At 31.4% G+C, this 17599-nt stretch carries 17 protein-coding genes; 10 read left to right on the top strand and 7 right to left on the bottom strand.

The genetic code is table 11. From position 1 onward, the window contains the following. The first annotated feature begins 104 nt into the window (after positions 1-104). A complete protein-coding gene (locus ASF10_RS02620) occupies positions 105-650 on the top strand; it encodes a hypothetical protein (protein ID WP_056245036.1) in 546 nt (181 codons plus the stop codon). A 19-nt stretch (positions 651-669) separates the two neighbouring features. Here the strand turns inward: ASF10_RS02620 and ASF10_RS02615 are convergent, their stop codons facing one another. The 3 genes from ASF10_RS02615 to ASF10_RS02605 form a co-directional block, all read right to left on the bottom strand. Next, a complete protein-coding gene (locus ASF10_RS02615; protein WP_056245033.1) occupies positions 670-1302 on the bottom strand; it encodes a hypothetical protein in 633 nt (210 codons plus the stop codon). 13 nt (positions 1303-1315) lie between these two features. Further along, positions 1316-1759, bottom strand: a complete 444-nt coding sequence (locus ASF10_RS02610) for a nucleoside deaminase (protein WP_056245030.1) — start codon at positions 1757-1759, stop codon at positions 1316-1318. Between the two features lie 64 nt (positions 1760-1823). Next, entirely contained in the window at positions 1824-2942 is a 1119-nt protein-coding gene (locus ASF10_RS02605; RefSeq protein ID WP_056245027.1) for a Fic family protein, read from the bottom strand. 179 nt (positions 2943-3121) lie between these two features. Between ASF10_RS02605 and ASF10_RS02600 the strand changes: the two genes are divergently transcribed. After that, positions 3122-4909, top strand: coding sequence for a 1-deoxy-D-xylulose-5-phosphate synthase (locus tag ASF10_RS02600; protein WP_056245025.1), 1788 nt, complete (start codon positions 3122-3124; stop codon positions 4907-4909). 33 nt (positions 4910-4942) lie between these two features. Continuing rightward, the gene (locus tag ASF10_RS02595; protein WP_056245021.1) at positions 4943-5944 is read left to right on the top strand and encodes a DUF3078 domain-containing protein; all 1002 of its coding nucleotides are present in this window, start codon (positions 4943-4945) and stop codon (positions 5942-5944) included. A gap of 89 nt (positions 5945-6033) precedes the next feature. Here the strand turns inward: ASF10_RS02595 and ASF10_RS02590 are convergent, their stop codons facing one another. Further along, positions 6034-7380 carry a deoxyguanosinetriphosphate triphosphohydrolase gene (locus ASF10_RS02590; RefSeq protein ID WP_056245018.1) on the bottom strand — a complete coding sequence of 449 codons (1347 nt, stop codon included), beginning with the start codon at positions 7378-7380 and terminating at the stop codon, positions 6034-6036. A gap of 142 nt (positions 7381-7522) precedes the next feature. After that, entirely contained in the window at positions 7523-7669 is a 147-nt protein-coding gene (locus tag ASF10_RS24470; protein WP_262487315.1) for an Lrp/AsnC ligand binding domain-containing protein, read from the bottom strand. A 323-nt stretch (positions 7670-7992) separates the two neighbouring features. Here ASF10_RS24470 and ASF10_RS02585 point away from each other — a divergent pair, with 323 nt between their 5' ends. The 5 genes from ASF10_RS02585 to ASF10_RS02565 all read left to right on the top strand — a co-directional run bounded on the left by ASF10_RS02585 (position 7993) and on the right by ASF10_RS02565 (position 11682). Next, on the top strand, positions 7993-8418 hold the full coding sequence (locus ASF10_RS02585; protein WP_056245016.1) for a helix-turn-helix domain-containing protein: 426 nt from the start codon (positions 7993-7995) through the stop codon (positions 8416-8418). Between the two features lie 148 nt (positions 8419-8566). Then, positions 8567-9301: a hypothetical protein gene (locus ASF10_RS02580; RefSeq protein WP_056245013.1), complete on the top strand. Its 735-nt coding sequence runs from the start codon at positions 8567-8569 to the stop codon at positions 9299-9301. Next, complete coding sequence (locus tag ASF10_RS02575) at positions 9301-10083, top strand: hypothetical protein (RefSeq protein WP_056245011.1); 783 nt, start codon at positions 9301-9303, stop codon at positions 10081-10083. The genes ASF10_RS02580 and ASF10_RS02575 overlap by 1 nt, the downstream gene beginning before the upstream one ends. A gap of 23 nt (positions 10084-10106) precedes the next feature. Further along, a complete protein-coding gene (locus tag ASF10_RS02570) occupies positions 10107-10880 on the top strand; it encodes a hypothetical protein (protein ID WP_056245008.1) in 774 nt (257 codons plus the stop codon). Between the two features lie 22 nt (positions 10881-10902). After that, positions 10903-11682: a hypothetical protein gene (locus ASF10_RS02565; RefSeq protein WP_056245004.1), complete on the top strand. Its 780-nt coding sequence runs from the start codon at positions 10903-10905 to the stop codon at positions 11680-11682. A gap of 97 nt (positions 11683-11779) precedes the next feature. Here the strand turns inward: ASF10_RS02565 and ASF10_RS02560 are convergent, their stop codons facing one another. Continuing rightward, the gene (locus ASF10_RS02560; RefSeq protein WP_056245001.1) at positions 11780-12361 is read right to left on the bottom strand and encodes an outer membrane beta-barrel protein; all 582 of its coding nucleotides are present in this window, start codon (positions 12359-12361) and stop codon (positions 11780-11782) included. A gap of 145 nt (positions 12362-12506) precedes the next feature. Between ASF10_RS02560 and gldA the strand changes: the two genes are divergently transcribed. Both gldA and ASF10_RS02550 read left to right on the top strand, forming a co-directional pair. Further along, positions 12507-13403, top strand: coding sequence for a gliding motility-associated ABC transporter ATP-binding subunit GldA (gene gldA / locus ASF10_RS02555; RefSeq protein WP_056244998.1), 897 nt, complete (start codon positions 12507-12509; stop codon positions 13401-13403). A 474-nt stretch (positions 13404-13877) separates the two neighbouring features. Next, entirely contained in the window at positions 13878-16001 is a 2124-nt protein-coding gene (locus ASF10_RS02550) for a TonB-dependent receptor domain-containing protein (RefSeq protein WP_056244995.1), read from the top strand. Between the two features lie 396 nt (positions 16002-16397). Here ASF10_RS02550 and ASF10_RS02545 read toward each other — a convergent pair whose 3' ends face one another. Next, positions 16398-17561 carry a PepSY-associated TM helix domain-containing protein gene (locus tag ASF10_RS02545; protein ID WP_056244993.1) on the bottom strand — a complete coding sequence of 388 codons (1164 nt, stop codon included), beginning with the start codon at positions 17559-17561 and terminating at the stop codon, positions 16398-16400. Between the last annotated feature and the right edge of the window lie 38 nt (positions 17562-17599).

Raw genomic sequence — 17599 nt, 5'->3', positions numbered from 1 at the left:
TTAAGAAGAAAATTCTCTAACAATAATTATTTAACTTTTGTTGAAGTTTTGCAGGAAATCAAACAAGAAATGTATTATATTTCGTACTATTTAATTTTTATATAATGACAAATAATTCACAAAAATATTCCTCCAAAAATGAATTTATTATAAGAAATAAAAAAATTGTAATCAATAGTATATTGGTATTAACCTTTTTAATTTCTTTATTATTTATAGATTTTTATTTACTACCAAAGACTAAAACCAAAGACATTCTTATTTCTTATTCAACTAATAGAGCAAGAAAAAGCAGACAAGGAAAAGACAAGGAAATCGTTTCATATAACTACTACACTAAAAAAGGACACTCTTTTTCAACCAAAAATTTCCTTATAGAGGAAAATGAAATTGAAATTCAATATTCATTTTTATTAAAAAGTGTTTCAGAAGTTAAATCAAAAGATGAAGATTATTCGAAATATCTAGTTAATGGTTTAAATCCTAAAGGAATCCACATTTATTCTTGTACTGTACTTCTTCTTTCAATAGCAATAAGTCTAAAAATACTGCTGTTAAAAAAAGGTTGTTCTGAAAATACATTTTATAATATTATCTGTTTTAACGGATTCATCTTATTTATATGCCTTTACATGGCGTATTTATTCTAATACAACAAAAGCAGAATTATTAAAGTACCTCTCCAAGTTTAGATAACATCTCATCCAGCTCAGTAAAATGTTCTTGAGAATTTGCCGCGTAAAACATTTGGTTACCACCCATAATTACAATGACATCATCATCATGGTTTCCATAAAATTTAATTCCCTCAAGCCATTGTTTAAATGACACTGCTTTGTCTGAGAAATTTTTGATCATAAAATCAAGATCGTGCTGCTCTAATTCATAAAATGTATTACTTGGAAATTTCAATCCAAAACCATCCTGGAGAAAAGCCATTGCAGTAAAAAACTCCGTTAAGGATTCTGTTTCGAGATACCAGTCTTTTTCATCTTCGCTAATATAAACCGGCGGATCAGGTTTCGACAAATCATTTTTATGGATTCCCCAAACGCAAGCTTTCTGATTCTCAGAATAGAATATTAAATAATCATTATGCTTATAATACTGAAAACGTTCCGGTACAATTAATAAATCCTGAGTGTGATTCAGATTTTGAATTTTACCCAATTCAGTATAATAATCCGTAAATACTTTAGGGAGTTCTCCAAAAATATCTTTTACAACCTGAATTTCATTTTCGGTAAAACCGTTAGGTTCAGTTACACCAAAAAGCTTTTTTATTACTGAAAAATCTGTCATGCTATCTGAGTCATTATTTACGTCTCTCAACAAAAAAACGTTTCATCAAATCTGCAGCTTCATTTGCCATAATTCCAGAAACTACTGTTGTTTTGGGATGCAATTTTGTTCCCATTGTCATAAAACCGCGTTGTTCGTCTCGGGCGCCAAAAACAATTTTCGAAATCTGACTCCAATACAAAGCTCCTGCACACATTTGGCAAGGTTCGAGTGTAACATAAAGGGTACAATCCTTCAAATATTTTCCGCCTAGAAAGTTTGCAGCAGCTGTTATTGACTGCATTTCGGCATGGGCCGTAACATCATTTAATAATTCGGTTAAATTATGACTGCTTGCAATTACTCTATCAGCAACAACAATTATGGCTCCAACAGGAATTTCACCTTTCTCAAAAGCTATTTCAGCTTCCTGCAAAGCTTTTTTCATAAAATATTCGTCGGTGAAAGGATTTATCATAGTTGCAAAAATAAGGTTTTTGTAATTTTCTTTGGCTTAAAAATAAGATACTACCAATAAAATATTAATTTTCATCTTCTACTGCCAAGTTTAAATCATAAGATCGACTTCTACCCTCTCCTTTCGATATCAAAATACTTTTTTCTGCTAAATCCTGCAAATCTCTTGTTGCTGTTGCCCTTGAAGTTTTAGTAATAGAAATATATTTTATTGCTGTCATTCCGCCTATAAAACCAGAAACACCATTTTCAAACATTTTCAAAACGACTTTTATCTGTCTTTCATTCATGATATTTTTAAACTGATCTATAAATCTGGTTTTGTTCAATGTAAAAAGTACAATCTGTTTGGCATTCTTTTGAGATTCCAGAATCAAAGTAGAAAAATAAAGAATCCAATCCGTAATTTCAAGGGTTCGCTGTGCTTGTTTTAAAGATTGATAATACTTTTTTTTATTTTGTTCAATAGTACTTGAAATACTCATTAAAACGGGTCTATTCAAAGATTCTGAAAGGCATTTTTCAGCAATAGCTCTGCCAATTCTACCATTTCCATCTTCAAAAGGATGAATACTCTCAAAATATAGATGAGCTATCGAAGTTTTAATTAATGCTTTTTTTATATCTGTAGCTTTAACTTCAAAATCATTGTACCATTTAATAAATTTCTTCATTTCGACAGAAACTTGTTTTGACGGTGGGGCTTCAAAATGAATAATTTCTCTACCATAAGAACCTGAAACAATTTGCATGGGTTCTTCTCCAGCTCTATAATAACCCGGAAGAATGCGTTTTGAATATTCCATTAGAATATAGTGCCATTGTTTTATTATCAATTCAGTTAATCTATCTGAATAAGAATTTCTGACCACTACCATCAGCTTTCCAACTCCTATGGCATTTTTGTCCCTGATCTTATCTACGACTTCGCCTATACCTAAATTTTTTTTAATCGAAGACATAATATCCTGTCGACTTAAAAATTCGCCTTCGATTTCAGAAGTTTTAATAGCCTCCGAAATCATAAATTGCAAAATAGTTTCTTGCTTAATTTTAGCAGATAAAGAATCTACAAGTCCTTTTACTTCTCCGGTTTCAAATGCAAATTCAATACATAATGAATCAATTACAGAATCATCATATACGAATTTTTGCCAATCTGATAGTTGCCAATTGTATTTCATGAGGCAATTAATTAAATTAATTGCCTCAAATATAGTTATTTTTTGAGGCGATTAGCACGAATAATTGCCTCATTTTTATTATATCATTTTCTAAAGTTTCATATTGAGATTTAATTTAGCTCTTTATTCTAAAAAACGATAATTAAATTTAAAACCGTAAATTTGCTTTTTACCTTACAATGAAAAGCAATTTACTTTCAAACATATACAATCCAACAGATATACGCTCATTTTCAGAAGCGCAACTTCCTCAAATTGCCCAAGAATTACGTCAGTTTATTATAGATGTTGTTTCTGTCAAGGAAGGGCATTTAGGTTCGAGTTTAGGCGTAATCGAATTGACGATTGCTTTGCATTATGTTTTTAATACTCCTGAAGATTTATTGGTTTGGGATGTTGGACATCAGGCTTACGGACATAAAATCCTGACCGAAAGAAGAGAAATATTTCATACCAACAGGCAAATCGATGGTATCTCTGGTTTCCCAAAAAGAAGCGAAAGTATTTATGATACTTTTGGCGTTGGTCATTCATCTACTTCTATTTCTGCCGCACTGGGAATGGCAATTGCATCTCAGTTAAAAGGTGATTTCGACAAACAACATATTGCAGTTATTGGCGATGCATCGATTGCTTCCGGAATGGCATTTGAAGGTTTAAATCATGCCGGAGTTACAGATGCCAACTTATTGGTTATTCTAAATGATAATGCTATTGGAATTGACCCTAGTGTTGGTGCTCTAAAAAAATATCTTACTGCTGTAAAAGAAGGTAAAAATCCGAAGAAGAATAATATGATCAAATCTCTGAATTTTGATTATTCAGGTCCAATCGACGGTAATGATATTTTTGCTTTAATAAAAGAATTAAAACGTTTAAAAGATATAAAAGGTCCTAAATTCCTTCATATTGTCACCACAAAAGGAAAAGGATTGCAACAGGCTGAAGAAAATCAGGTAAAATATCATGCACCTGGGAAATTTGATGCTTCAACCGGAGAAATTATTTTAAAATCTGAAGAAAATTCACCTCCTAAATATCAGGATGTCTTTGGGTTAACCATATTAGATTTAGCCAGAAAGAACGATAAAATCATTGGTATTACACCCGCAATGCCATCTGGAAGTTCATTAAAATTCATGATGGATGAAATTCCGGAACGTGCTTTTGATGTTGGTATTGCTGAACAACACGCTGTAACACTTGCTGCCGGAATGGCAACGCAAGGCATGATCGTGTACTGCAACATTTATTCGACTTTTTTGCAACGTGCCTATGATCAGGTTATACATGATGTGGCGCTGCAAAATTTACCCGTTATTTTTTGTTTAGACAGAGCTGGTTTAGTTGGCGAAGACGGTGCAACGCATCATGGCGTTTTTGACATTGCTTATTTGCGGGCAATTCCTAATATGATTATTTATGCACCAATCAACGAAATTGCCTTACAAAACATTTTATATACGGCTCAATTAGGATTAAATCACCCAATCGCGATTCGATATCCAAGAGGTCGCGGCGTTCTGCCAAAATGGGAAGTAGAAAATTTCGGACATTATGATAAAATAATTATTGGTGAAGGAAAGTGCCTAAAATCCGGAACAAAGACTGCTGTTTTATCTACCGGAACTATTGGTAATAATGTGACTTTAGCAATCGCAGAATCTCATAATCCTGAAGCGATTGCACATTACGACTTTTCTTTTATTAAACCATTAGATATCAAATTATTAAGCGGCATATTTTCTAAATTTGAAAGTATAATAACGATCGAAGACGGAACCATAAATGGCGGTTTTGGAAGCGCCATTTTAGAGTTTGCAGCGTTAAATAATTTTAAAAATAAAGTAAGAATTTTGGGTGTTCCAGACCTGTTTATTGAACATGGAACGGTAAGTCAGTTACAACAATTATGCAACATTGACGTTAAAAGTTTGGTAAATCTTTTTTCAAACGATACAAAATAATTATTTTGCACTACCAAAAAAACTGAAATCATAATGAATTTATTGCGTTCTACCCTTTTGCTTCTATTGCTTTTGTGTACCTCACATAACTTTGCCCAAATTATACAAACGACGTTAGCACCAAACGAATTACCTCCACCGCCTTCTAACTGGACTAAGAAAAACCAGGTAGGTTTTGACATTTCAGAAATTGCTTTTGTCAATTGGAGTGCCGGGGGAACAAGTTCGATTTCAGGTTTGTTTAAAGGCGAATTTACAAGAACTTTTATCAAAGGAAATCATAAATGGGTAAATGAACTTATTGTAAAATATGGTTTAAATAAGCAAGATGGTACTGAACTTAGAAAAACAGATGATGCTGTTTTGCTGAATTCTACTTACGGATTCAGGAAAGATTCGCTCTCAAATTGGTATTATTCGGCGAAATTCAACTTCAATACACAATTTACAGACGGTTATAATTATCCTAACAGAGATATTGCGATTTCTAAACCTTTTGCTCCGGCATATGTGTTTTTAGGAGCGGGAGCTGAATACTCTGATAAAAAGAAAAATCAAACATTTTATTTCTCTCCTATTACGTTAAAAACTACTTTGGTTTTAGATCAAACCTTAGCAGATCAGGGATCTTTTGGTGTTAAAAAAGCGGTTTATATGACTGATCCTTTAGATCCAACTAATCAAATTATAGTTGAAAACGGACAGAAAGTAAAGGCCGAATTTGGTATTTTGTTAACCGGATACATGAAAAGTGAGATTTATAAGAACATTTTCTACGAAAACAGGTTAAGTTTATATACAGATTACCTGAATAAGTTTGGTAATGTCGATGTTGATTATGATACTCGTTTAGATCTGGTCGTAAATGCTTATGTAAAAGCAAATATTGGGATTCATCTGGTTTATGATGATGATATCAAAACAAAAGTAGATGTTGTTGACCCGGTTACCGGCTCAACGTCTCAGGTAAATGACGGACCAAGAGCGCAATTAAGACAAGTTTTAGGTGTAGGTTTGGTTTACGCTTTCCAATAACAAAAATATATTTTGGCTCGATAGGAGCAAAAAAATAACACATAGAAACAATGTTTTTATGTGTTATTTTTTTATTCAGAAAACCCAAATTAGTTTTTCTTTCTTCCGTTGATTGTTTCAAATAATTCTAATGCATTTCCGTCTGTTAGTAACGAAACATAATGACAAATATGAAGTAAACGTTCGTATAAATTTTCTTTTTCTAATTGATGCTTTTCCGGCAACATTTTCAAAATTAACTTATCGTAGTTTGATGCCGTTCCTTCATTTTTATTATTAAACGCAGTTATAAATTTGTCTAATAAAGTCTGGATGATTTCATAACCCACAATTTCTTTCTCAATAACTTCACGGCTTTGATAGATTTTTTCAACACTTAAATTGATGATATCATTCATCTGTGCTTTATATTTACTCTTATCTGTTAAAGCAAAAGGAAATTTTCCTGCCAGAATAGCTTCTTCATTTTCAATAAAAACGTCAACAGCATCATTAATTAAAGCGCCAATTGCCAAAGCACGCAAATAACTAATTCTGTCTTCTTTTGTTTCTAATAATTTATATTTAGAAACGCCAATATTATCTTTTACCAGCTTAATAAGATATTCTAAAGCATAATCTTCGGATACAAGACCTAAATTTATTCCGTCCTCAAAATCTATAATTGTATAGCAAATATCATCTGCAGCTTCAACAAGATAGGCTAAAGGATGTCTTTCGTAACCAATATCATCTCCTGATTTATTGGCGATCATTCCCATATCTTTTGCTACTTCTTCAAAAAACGTTTTATCAGTCTGAAAGAAACCGTATTTTTTATCTGCAATATCATTTGTTGGTCTTTTTGGCAAACTCTCTTTTGGATATTTCATAAAAGCACCTAAAGTTGCGTATGAAATTCGAAGTCCGCCTTCGATTCCCGGACGACTCGCTGTAAGTACCGAAAATCCGTTTGCATTACCTTCAAAATCAATTAAATCCTGCCATTGTTTTGCGGTTAAGTGATCTTTATATTTTAATCCTTTTCCTATCGAAAAATATTCTCCAATGGCTTTTTCGCCAGAATGTCCAAAGGGCGGATTACCAATATCGTGCGCCAAAGAAGCCGCAGCGACAATGGCTCCAAAATCATTCATATGATAACCGTGAACTTCTTTTAGATGCGGATATTTTTCTATAATTTTTTTACCTACTAAACGACCTAACGAACGACCAACAACCGAAACTTCTAAACTATGCGTAAGTCTGGTATGCACAAAATCTGTTTTAGAAAGCGGAATAACCTGTGTTTTATCCTGTAATGATCTAAATGCTGCCGAAAAGATAATCCTATCATAATCAACCTCAAAACCCAATCGCGTATCATCTTGTTCTACACGTAATCTCTTGCTCGTATCGCCTTGGCGTTTTAGTGATAAAAGTTGTTCCCAGTTCATTTAATTTTAGATTTGTGATTGTAGCTTTTAGATTAAGGATCTAAAAGGTCAAAAATACATTTTATTTTAGGATAATATTCAATAAAATTAGGCTTCGCATTAATTTTGATTTAAAGATTAAACGGTTTGTTCGCCACGAATTTCACAAATTTACACAAATCATTGTGCTTAAATTAATTCGTGAAAATTGGTGAAATTCGTGGCAAAAAAAATTAAAACTCCAGAGAAGCATAAAATCATAATCACCGGCAATATTATAGCATTCTATAATTTCAGGAAGTGCAACGATATCTTTTATGTCAACTGGTGAGGTCGAAGTTCTTGTAGTTATGAATTAGTTTCGACTTCACTTTGTTGGCATTTTTATGTTTTGGGGTTTGCTTCTTTTGGAATTTCTTTTGAAGCATAAAATTCAGTTTTCAAAACACCTTTTGTCCCGCTATCCGCTAAATCTTTTTCTTCCGCCACGGCAGACAGAAAAAGGATATCGCTTCTATCGGGGCTAATCTAGAAATTTTGTTTTCAAAAGACTTTTAAAAGAAAACAAAACAGACAAATTAAAAACTTCTCACATTAATAACAGGATTTTGCGAATCTGTAATAAGCAATTGATTGATTTTACTTAATAGCTCAAATTCATCCAAAGGAAACATTAGCCGAATCAGAGAGCTTCGAGGAATGAAACAAGAAGCACTTGCAATTGCAATTGGTGTAAGCCAGCAATCTGTTTCTAACATTGAAGGAAGCGAAAATGTTGATGACGAAAAACTAAATGCAATTGCTGAAGTTTTAGGTGTTTCTATTGAAGCAATTAAAAATTATAGTGATGAAGGAGTAATAAATTATTTCAACAGTTTTAACGATAATAGTATTAATCAGGGACCAATAGGTGCTCAAAATATTTGCAACTTTAATCCTCTTGATAAATTAATTGAAGCTTACGACGAAAACAAAAAGCTTTACGAACGTTTATTACAAGCAGATAAAGATAAAATTGAATATTTAGAAAATTTCATAAAAGAAAAACAACATTTATAAGATATAAATTAATTACAAAAAGAGACTTCAGGGTCTCTTTTTTATTGAATATCAATTGTGTTAATATCTCAAGTAACATTGTGTAAGAATTATTTCATAATTACTATTGCTAAAAAAAATAAGTAATAACTTATAAAAAATACAAGCCATGTTTAAAAATTTTAATGATTTTAGTAATTATAGTAATTTTACGAAAGATGACGACCTCGGACAATATACATCTTATGCAGCTTATAACAGTGATCTATTGCGTTTGGTTGATTTCTACGGACGAACTCCATTTGATTGGTATAGAAATAAAATAACAGGAGAAATAATTTGGCTTGACGGAAAAGCTGAAATTGACCACTATTCTAATTTAGGACACAGCTGGGGAAAAACCTTTGGTAACGGTAACAGAATATTATTAGATGGAGAGACCAAAAAAATATATTATAACGGAGAAGTTCTTTATAATCTTAAAAAAACAAAGGCATCATTTTTTAATGGAGGAACTGCATTTTCTGACGGAGGAAGTTTTCAAAATCCAGGCGCATTACCTAAAGGCGGAAGAAATGTTACCTGGATTGATTTTGGAGGTGCATTTGAAGCGCTTATCATAATATTGGGATTTGAAGTAAAAGGTAATAAGCCAAAAGGAAAAGGAACAAACGGAGGAAAACCAACAAAGGAAGACAAAGCTGAAGATCTTGTAAATGCTACTGATAATGCTGCGAATGCTGCTAAAACGATTAAAGATGGCATGAACCAACAAAGTGCAAAAAAAGAAAAAAAAGTAAATTCGAGTGAATATATTACTGAATATAACCCACAAACAGAAATGTATACACAAACAAGACGCGACATTTATGAAGCACAACAAAAAAGTAAAAAAAAGAAATAATGAAAAAGAAATATAAAATAACATTTGCCATACTATTTATTACAGTTACAGTAATGATATTATTCAATATTTTTTCTAATGATAAAAAAATTCATGTTTTAAAAGAATATAGTCCAGAGGGAAAGTTATTAGGAACAAATGAATATGTAATTATAAAGGGAGATACAATTTTACAAGGCAAATTTATAAATTACAGTGAAAAAGGCATAAAAACATCTGAAGGACAATTTTTAAATAATGAGCCAAATGGTATTTGCTCATACTATTATGATAGTGGTAAAATAGAATCCGTTTTTTATCGAAAAAACAGTAAAATTAATTTGGAAAGTACTTACTACAACCAAAATGGCTTAGTTTATAAATACATTATGTGTGATAGTCTTGGTAACACTCGCTTCCTCATTAAGTTTGATGAGAAAGCTGAAGTTAAAAGATACGAAGGTTATTCAATTTTGCCTATAGGTCTGTATAAAATTGTAAATAAAAAACAGTATAAAATTAAAAAAGGAGATACTCTAAATGTCGGGGATGTTATAAAACATTATTATTTACTTGCTAATATACCCCATACTAAAAGAACTTTTAAAATAGAAAATATTGGTATTGATAACTCAAAAGCTAAACGAATTATAAAAAGTAAAGAACCAACAGAAATAATTATTGAGGAAGTTTTAACTCAAAAAGGACTTAATAGAATCGAAATAGTAGCTCAATATAAATTTAAAGACAAAGTCACTCCAACTCTTAATAGAACAATTTCTTTTGATATAAATGTAAATTAAAATGATTGATTTAGAAAAGTATAATGAATAAAAGGCACAAAATAATATTACTGTTAACTATTATAATACTAAGTTTAGTAGTGTTTTTCTATTTTAAAGATAAAAAAAATCATGTTTTAAAAGAATATAGCCCAGAGGGAAAATTATTAGGCACAAATGAATATGTTCTTAGAAATGGAGATACAATTTTTAATGGAAAATTTATTAATTATAACGAGAAGGGAATTAAAATAGCAGAAGGACAATTTTTAAATAATGAACCAAATGGTATTTGCTCATACTACTATGATAGTGGCAAAATAGAATGTGTTCATTACAGAAAAAATAGCAAAATCACTGAAGAAAGCTTTTTTTATAATCCTAAAGGCTTACTTGAAAAATATGCTATTTATGATGATTTTGGTAAATCTTCTTTTATTATCAGCTATGATGAAAAAGGTGTAAAAAAGTATAGTGGTTATCCAATGTTAGAAGTGTATCAACGTAAATTAACTCATAATAAGCAACACAATATTAAAAATGAGCAAGTCTTAAAAGTCGGCGATACATTAAAATATAAATATTTATTAGCAAATATCCCAAAAGCAAAACGTAGTCTTAAAATACAAAATACAAGTATTGACAATGAAAAAGTTAAAAGAATTATCACAAAGAAACCACCAATAGGAATTGATGTAGAAGAAATTATAACAAAAAAGGGGAAAAACAAAATTATAGCAATCGTTAAATACGAATTTGAGGATAAAATTACTCCAACACTTAAGGATACAATTTCTTTCGAAGTTGACGTGAATTAAAATGATCTAACTAGAAAAGAGAATGAATAAAAAACACAAAATAATATTAATATTAGCTATTATAGTAATTAGTTGGCTATTGGTGTGTTTTTATTTTAAAGATGAAAAAGTATATTCCTTAAAAGAATATTATCCTGATACAAAACAAACAGATATATCTGAATATATTATTAGAAATGGAGACACTATTTTTGAGGGTAAGTTTACTCAATATAATAAAAAAGGAAAAAAAATAGCTGAAGGGAATTTTGTGAATGGACACATAAAAGGAAAAAGCATTTATTACTTTGATAATGGTATTATAGAATCAATTCATTACAGAAAAAATAGTAAGATTACAGAAGAAAGCATTTATAATTATCCAAATGGCAAGGTTATAAAATACCTCATGTACGATGATTTTGGAATCCTTGATTTCTTAATTCGTTATGATGAACTTGGAAATATAAAAAGCTACGAAGGGTTACCGATAATAGAAATTTATCAATATAAAATCGCAAATCCAGAAGAGTTTAAAACAAAAATTGAGCAACATCTTAAAGTTGGAGATACTTTAAAACAGCAATATTTAATAGCTAATATTCCTAATGCCAAACGTAATATTAAGATTGAAAATTTAGATATAGATAACTCAAAAGCGAAACGAACATTCAAAAAAACATCTCAAACAGGTATTGAAGTAAAAGAAGTATTAATCAAAAAAGGAATTAATACAATAAGAGCTGTTGTTAAATATGAGTTTAATGATAAAGAAAAAACAGTTATTAATGATACAATTTCTTTTAAGATTCAGGTAAATTAAGCAAAGATCACCCAGCCTTTTACTGAACTATCAATACTAAAACAAAAAAAGCATCAGCCCCGGCTGATGCTTTTCTGAAATTGAATATAAACTAAGATTAGAAGTTTTTAGAAATTCCAATGTTAAGTGTTTGTCCAAAATTGAAGTAGAATTTACTGTAATCAGCACCGTTATTATCATAACTTAATGTTTCGTATCCTAAACCACCAATACTGAAGTTAAGACCAAAACCTTTTTTCATGTTGATAAAAAGAGCTGGAGTTACACCAATATACATACCATCTGCAGTAGATTTTGCGTAAGCATTTCCAGGACCGTACTCTTTATATTTTTGGTTTTGAAAACCTACACCCATATCAGCAAAAACAGCAAAAGTCTGGCTTAATGGCACAGAGTAACGTGCAAATGCTCCTAATTTGAATGCATTAGTTTTTTCTTCGATAGTTCCGTTATCAACATTAGAAGATGCTACTGTAAATTCACCACCAATAGTCCAGTTATCAGTAAATTGGTAACCAACTTTAGGAGAAAAGCTAAATGTATTTGTTTTTTCTTCACTAAATCTAAATTCAGATTTTTCAGAAGTAAATGCGATGTTACCACCAACTAAGATTGTTCCTTTTTGTGCATTTGCAAAGCCAAAAGTAGCTAAAGCAAGAATAAGTAAAATTTTTTTCATTATAAATTATTTTTTAATTTAATACTCCTTTAACAATAACGGTGCCGTAGCTACTGGCTTTTAAGTTTTTTTTATGATTTCTTAAAAGATAAAAAATTTAGTTATCAAGCTTATTTCTGTTTACTTTTGTAACAAATAAATAGTCATGTCGATAGAAGTAAACAACATATCAAAAAGTTACGGAACTCAAAAAGCTCTAAATTCAATTTCTTTCTCTATTCAAAAAGGAGAAATCGTTGGATTTCTTGGTCCAAACGGAGCAGGAAAATCTACTTTGATGAAAATTTTGACCACATATTTATTGGCAGATAGTGGCTCAGCCCTTGTAAATAGTCACGATGTCATGACAAATGCAAAATCAGTACAACGTTCTATTGGTTATTTACCGGAGCATAATCCGTTGTATTTGGATTTGTATGTTCGTGAGTATTTGGCTTTTAATGCCGATGTTTATAAGGTTGCCAAATCAAGAATTGAAGAAGTTATCCAACTGACAGGACTGACACCGGAAAGTCATAAAAAAATTGGACAGTTGTCGAAAGGTTATCGCCAGCGTGTGGGACTTGCGAATGCTTTATTGCACAATCCTGATGTTTTGATTCTGGATGAACCAACTACCGGATTGGATCCTAACCAGTTAATGGAAATTCGAAATGTAATTAAAAATGTAGGGAAAGATAAAACGGTCTTTTTATCGACTCACATTATGCAGGAAGTAGAAGCAATTTGTGATCGTGTCATAATTATTGACAAAGGGCAAATTGTTGCTGACAAAAAATTAGACCATTTGGTATCTGAAGATAAAGAACAAGTAATCGAGGTAGAATTTGACTATCAAATCGAAGAACAACTTTTAGCAAGACTTGAAAACATTACTTCTTATAGAAACATTCATGATATGACTTGGGAATTAACTTTTGTTGCTGAAAAAGATATGCGTCCGGCAATTTTTGATTTTGCCAACGAAAATGGTTTAAAGACATTACAGTTAAACCAAAAGAATAAAAATCTGGAAGCTGTTTTTAGAGAAATTACTAAATAAGTTTACAGTCTCAGTTTATAGTCTCAATAAAAAAACCAATTCGTTTCTCTGGAAAGAATTGGTTTTTTTATTTAATACCTTTATTTCTTTTGGAAATGCAAACCTTGCCTTCTTTGAGTTTTAACTTCAAAATCTTGCTTTAATATTCAATTTTCTATTTTTTACTAAATCGCGAAAGGTTAATTATCAATTCGTTATAATTTCTCTTTGTAATTTTTAACTATTTTTATTTAGACTTGATATAAATAGTGTTATATTTGAAAACTGAAACTTCAAATACCATTGCAATGTTTTCCGCACTAAGCATTATCAAACTCTATCTTTCTAAGCTATTAAACCGCTTTTTACTTCTTCGAAAAAGACTTTCTGATAAACTGGAAAATATTGTTTTAAAATAAAATTCAGCATCTTAATAAGTTAGAATTCTGTTTTAAGTTAAATCCTCCACTCCAAAAAAAATCAAATCCAAATATCATGAAGAATTTTATAACATCTATTATGCTTGCATTTTCGGTCTACGGGTATTCGCAGACTGAAAAAGAAACCGACAGTATTGTCGAAACTTCTATCAATGTTTTAGATGAGATAGTAATCACAAAAAAGAAAGTTTTATATACTCAAAAATCAGACAGATTGGTTTTTAATGTCGAAAACAGTATTGTTTCTGAAGGTGGAACTGCTTTAGATGTTTTATCGCGTGCTCCGGGAGTTGTTGTTTCTCAGGACGGCGAATTGTCTATTAGAGGACAACAAGGTGTTGGCGTTATGATTAATGGAAAACTAACCCAGCTTTCGCAAAAAGAACTGGCGAATTATTTAAAATCGACAACCTCATCTAATATCAAACAAATAGAAGTAATCACAAATCCATCTTCTAAATATGATGCAACCGGAAAAGCCGGAATTATTAATATTGTTTTAAAAAAACCAAATGCAGGCGGACTTAAAGGAACTATTTTTACAAACTATGCCAGAGGTAGAAAAAACAGGACCAACTCTGGTGTAAACTTAAGTTACAACAAAGAAAAGTTTGGGGTTTACGGAAACTACAGTTATACTTTTAGAGGCGAAGAAGAGCGTAAAGAATTTGATCAAAATCAATATACAGATGCAACACGTCAAACCATTTCTACAAAAAATCATCAAACGGCAACTACTGATGAACCATTGACATCTAATAATTTTAAGATAGGAACAACTTATGAGGTTTCTCCCAAAACTAATTTAGAGCTTTATGTTGATGCAAAAATTGGTCGCTATCAAAATATTGCCAACGGTAGAAATACCTTACTTAATGCTTTAGATCAGGTGCAATTTGATGCTTTTACCTACAATGATAGCAAAGAGAACTGGAATGATTATACCTATGCTCTTTCCGGCGTTCATAAATTTAATACAGAGGGAAAAAATATGTCTTTTGACTTTGAATACGAGACTTCAAAATTCAGATCGAATCAGTTTCAAAGTGCCCGAAATATAGATCCTTTAAGTACAAATAACATCAATGACAGAAGAGGTTTTATCCCGTCTCAATTAAGGGTTTTTACCGGAAAAGTTGATTTCACAAACCCATTAAAAGAAAAACAATCTATTGAGTGGGGATTTAAAGCCAGTCTAAAAAACAATGATAATCCATCGGTTTATGAATATAATGATAATAACCAGTGGATTGTTGACGGGAACTCGACGAATCATTTTGAGTACAAAGAGCAAATTTATGCTGCTTATGCCAACTATAAATATCAACTGGAAAAATTAAATATTCAGGGTGGTTTACGTTCCGAATATACGGCGATAAACATTTTGCAGAAAACCTTAAACGAAGAGCATAAAGATGATTATTTAAAATGGTTTCCAAGTGTTTCTATGAAATATGAATTGAGCAGCAATCACTCCTTACACGCCTCATATAGTAAAAGAATCAACAGGCCAAGTCAGTTCGATTTAAATCCGTTCCGCTTTTATGATGACTCTTTTAATTACTCTCAGGGAAATCCAAATTTAGTTCCTGAAATCACACATTCTGCAGAAATTGGATATTCGTGGAAAAGTGCTTTTATGGCTTCGTTATATTTCAGCAAAACCAAAGATGTTTTTACGGAAGTCTACGTCTATAATCCTGACAATAATACAACAGTAACTTCACAGATTAATGTTGACAAATCATACAATTACGGAGCAAACATTACCAATACAAATGAAATTTATAAATGGTGGTCTGTAAATACGCTTTTTAATATTTTCGAAAATAAATTTATGGGAAATGTTGTGAATGCTGACAAAATTGATCCAATTGTTACTTTGAATTTAAGTGTTCAAAACTCCTTTACAATAACCGAAAGCTGGAAGGCCGAAGCAAATGCGCAATACCAATCTAAATCAAATCTTGGTATTTATGAACGAGATGCTTTCTTTGATTTTAGTATCGGAATATCGAAACAAGTGCTTGCTAAAAAAGGGAATATCAAACTGAATGTTACTGATATTTTCAATACTAATAATTTCCAGATCAATTCAGTTATTGCTCAAACCAGTATCAATAAAAGATATGATCTTGATAACCGAATTGCCACCATAGCCTTTACGTATAGAATATAATATTTGGATCTTTAGTTTCCTTGTTTTTTGTTTTTTTTTTGATGGAAAAGAGTCTGTTTGTAGTTAGCAGGCTCTTTCTGTTTTTGGTTGAATTGCACGCGGATAACACAGATTTAAACAGATTTACGCTGTCTTTTATTTTATTCTAATGTTTATACAATGTCAGACTGAGCATATGTCAGACTAAGCGAAGTCGAAGTCCAGAAAAGTGATTCAGCATACGGGACTTTTACTTCGCTCAGTCTGACAATTGAGTTTCACTCAGTTTCACAAACGTAATAATTTAGAAGTCTTTCTTTAGTTTTTAAAAACGAAAAAGTCTTTTGAAGAATATTACTTCTCACAAAAGACTTTAAGAAACTAACTAATAATAAATGAGTAAAATTAAACGAGGTTTTAAACTCTCGTTTTTTGCTTTTTCTTTCTTCCCCACCAGATATAAAATCCAGTAATGGGTAAACTGGCGCATATTAAACTGGCTGTAAAATAAATGATCTTTGTAGGCAATCCTCCTATTGCGCCAATATGAAGACTATAATTAGATCGCATTAACCATTTTGAAAAACGTTCGTCATTGATATAGTTTTGAGATTTAGAAAGTAATTCAAGTGATTTAGAATCAAAGTATAAATCTCTCCAAACTCCCTTATTCATATCTGTACAGGCATAAAAATCTTCTTTGGGATCATCAGGAAAATGAATAATAACGGCTTCTTTATTTTCCTTTGCAATTTCTCTACGAACCTTTTTCCAGATAAAATCGGCAGCAGCCAACTTCTCTAATTGCGGTTTAGATAAAGTATCCTTGATCGATACAACTTGTTCTTTTTTGTCTTTTTCATCTGCCCAGCCGCCGCTTATCCAGTATGTGCTTTCGCGTAACCAGTGAAAACTCATTAACATTCCTGTAAAAGCAATAAGCATTGCTAAAATAAGCGTATAAAAGCCCATGACATTATGCAAATCATAATTGAGACGTTTGAACTTCGCATCCCATTTTATTTTAAAACTTGCGTTTTTTGTCGTCTTATTCCATTTTTTAGGAAACCAGAGTATAAGTCCGCTTATCAGTAAAAAGAAGAAAATAAAAGTTGCCCAAGCCGTTATTTGTGAACCAATCTCGCGATCCAGCCAAAGATTGCGATGACCTTCATCCATAAAATGAAAGAAATCTTCATGATGTACCATTCCGGTAATTTTACCATTATACGGATTTACATAAATCAACGAATCCGATTCGATATCGACTTTAATTGATTTATCTAAACCATTATACCAAACACCGTGAATTTCTTTATTGGGTAATGCTTTATGAACAGCTGCGTAAATTTGAGAAGGTGGCAATAATTTATCCGGACTTTGTGCTTCGACGTTCAAATACGGTGCTGTCAACGTTTTGATCTCTTGTTCAAAAACCAAAAGACAGCCTGTAATTCCCATGATAAATACAATTATCCCAGAAGCAAGTCCAAGCCATAAATGCAGCCAGGCATTGATTTTACTAAAACGTGATTTTTGTTTGTTTGGAGGTTTGGGATTTTGTTTTTTGATTAGGCTCATATTTATTTCGAATTAATGGCGTGCTGACAAATCCAGCT

This window comes from Flavobacterium sp. Leaf82 (assembly GCF_001422725.1).
GTDB lineage: Bacteria > Bacteroidota > Bacteroidia > Flavobacteriales > Flavobacteriaceae > Flavobacterium.
Note: the sequence above shows the minus strand (reverse complement) of the source record. Positions and strands in the feature narration are given on the sequence as shown.

Bases quoted from the DNA above. Each gene is read 5' to 3' on its own strand.
- ASF10_RS02615 (WP_056245033.1), bottom strand. From the start codon at position 1,302: ATGACAGATTTTTCAGTAATAAAAAAGCTTTTTGGTGTAACTGAACCT.
- ASF10_RS02560 (WP_056245001.1), bottom strand. From the start codon at position 12,361: ATGAAAAAAATTTTACTTATTCTTGCTTTAGCTACTTTTGGCTTTGCA.
- ASF10_RS02580 (WP_056245013.1), top strand. From the start codon at position 8,567: ATGTTTAAAAATTTTAATGATTTTAGTAATTATAGTAATTTTACGAAA.
- gldA (WP_056244998.1), top strand. From the start codon at position 12,507: ATGTCGATAGAAGTAAACAACATATCAAAAAGTTACGGAACTCAAAAA.
- ASF10_RS02605 (WP_056245027.1), bottom strand. From the start codon at position 2,942: ATGAAATACAATTGGCAACTATCAGATTGGCAAAAATTCGTATATGAT.
- ASF10_RS02570 (WP_056245008.1), top strand. From the start codon at position 10,107: ATGAATAAAAGGCACAAAATAATATTACTGTTAACTATTATAATACTA.
- ASF10_RS02600 (WP_056245025.1), top strand. From the start codon at position 3,122: ATGAAAAGCAATTTACTTTCAAACATATACAATCCAACAGATATACGC.
- ASF10_RS02595 (WP_056245021.1), top strand. From the start codon at position 4,943: ATGAATTTATTGCGTTCTACCCTTTTGCTTCTATTGCTTTTGTGTACC.
- ASF10_RS02550 (WP_056244995.1), top strand. From the start codon at position 13,878: ATGAAGAATTTTATAACATCTATTATGCTTGCATTTTCGGTCTACGGG.
- ASF10_RS02610 (WP_056245030.1), bottom strand. From the start codon at position 1,759: ATGATAAATCCTTTCACCGACGAATATTTTATGAAAAAAGCTTTGCAG.
- ASF10_RS02620 (WP_056245036.1), top strand. From the start codon at position 105: ATGACAAATAATTCACAAAAATATTCCTCCAAAAATGAATTTATTATA.
- ASF10_RS02565 (WP_056245004.1), top strand. From the start codon at position 10,903: ATGAATAAAAAACACAAAATAATATTAATATTAGCTATTATAGTAATT.
- ASF10_RS02545 (WP_056244993.1), bottom strand. From the start codon at position 17,561: ATGAGCCTAATCAAAAAACAAAATCCCAAACCTCCAAACAAACAAAAA.
- ASF10_RS02590 (WP_056245018.1), bottom strand. From the start codon at position 7,380: ATGAACTGGGAACAACTTTTATCACTAAAACGCCAAGGCGATACGAGC.
- ASF10_RS02575 (WP_056245011.1), top strand. From the start codon at position 9,301: ATGAAAAAGAAATATAAAATAACATTTGCCATACTATTTATTACAGTT.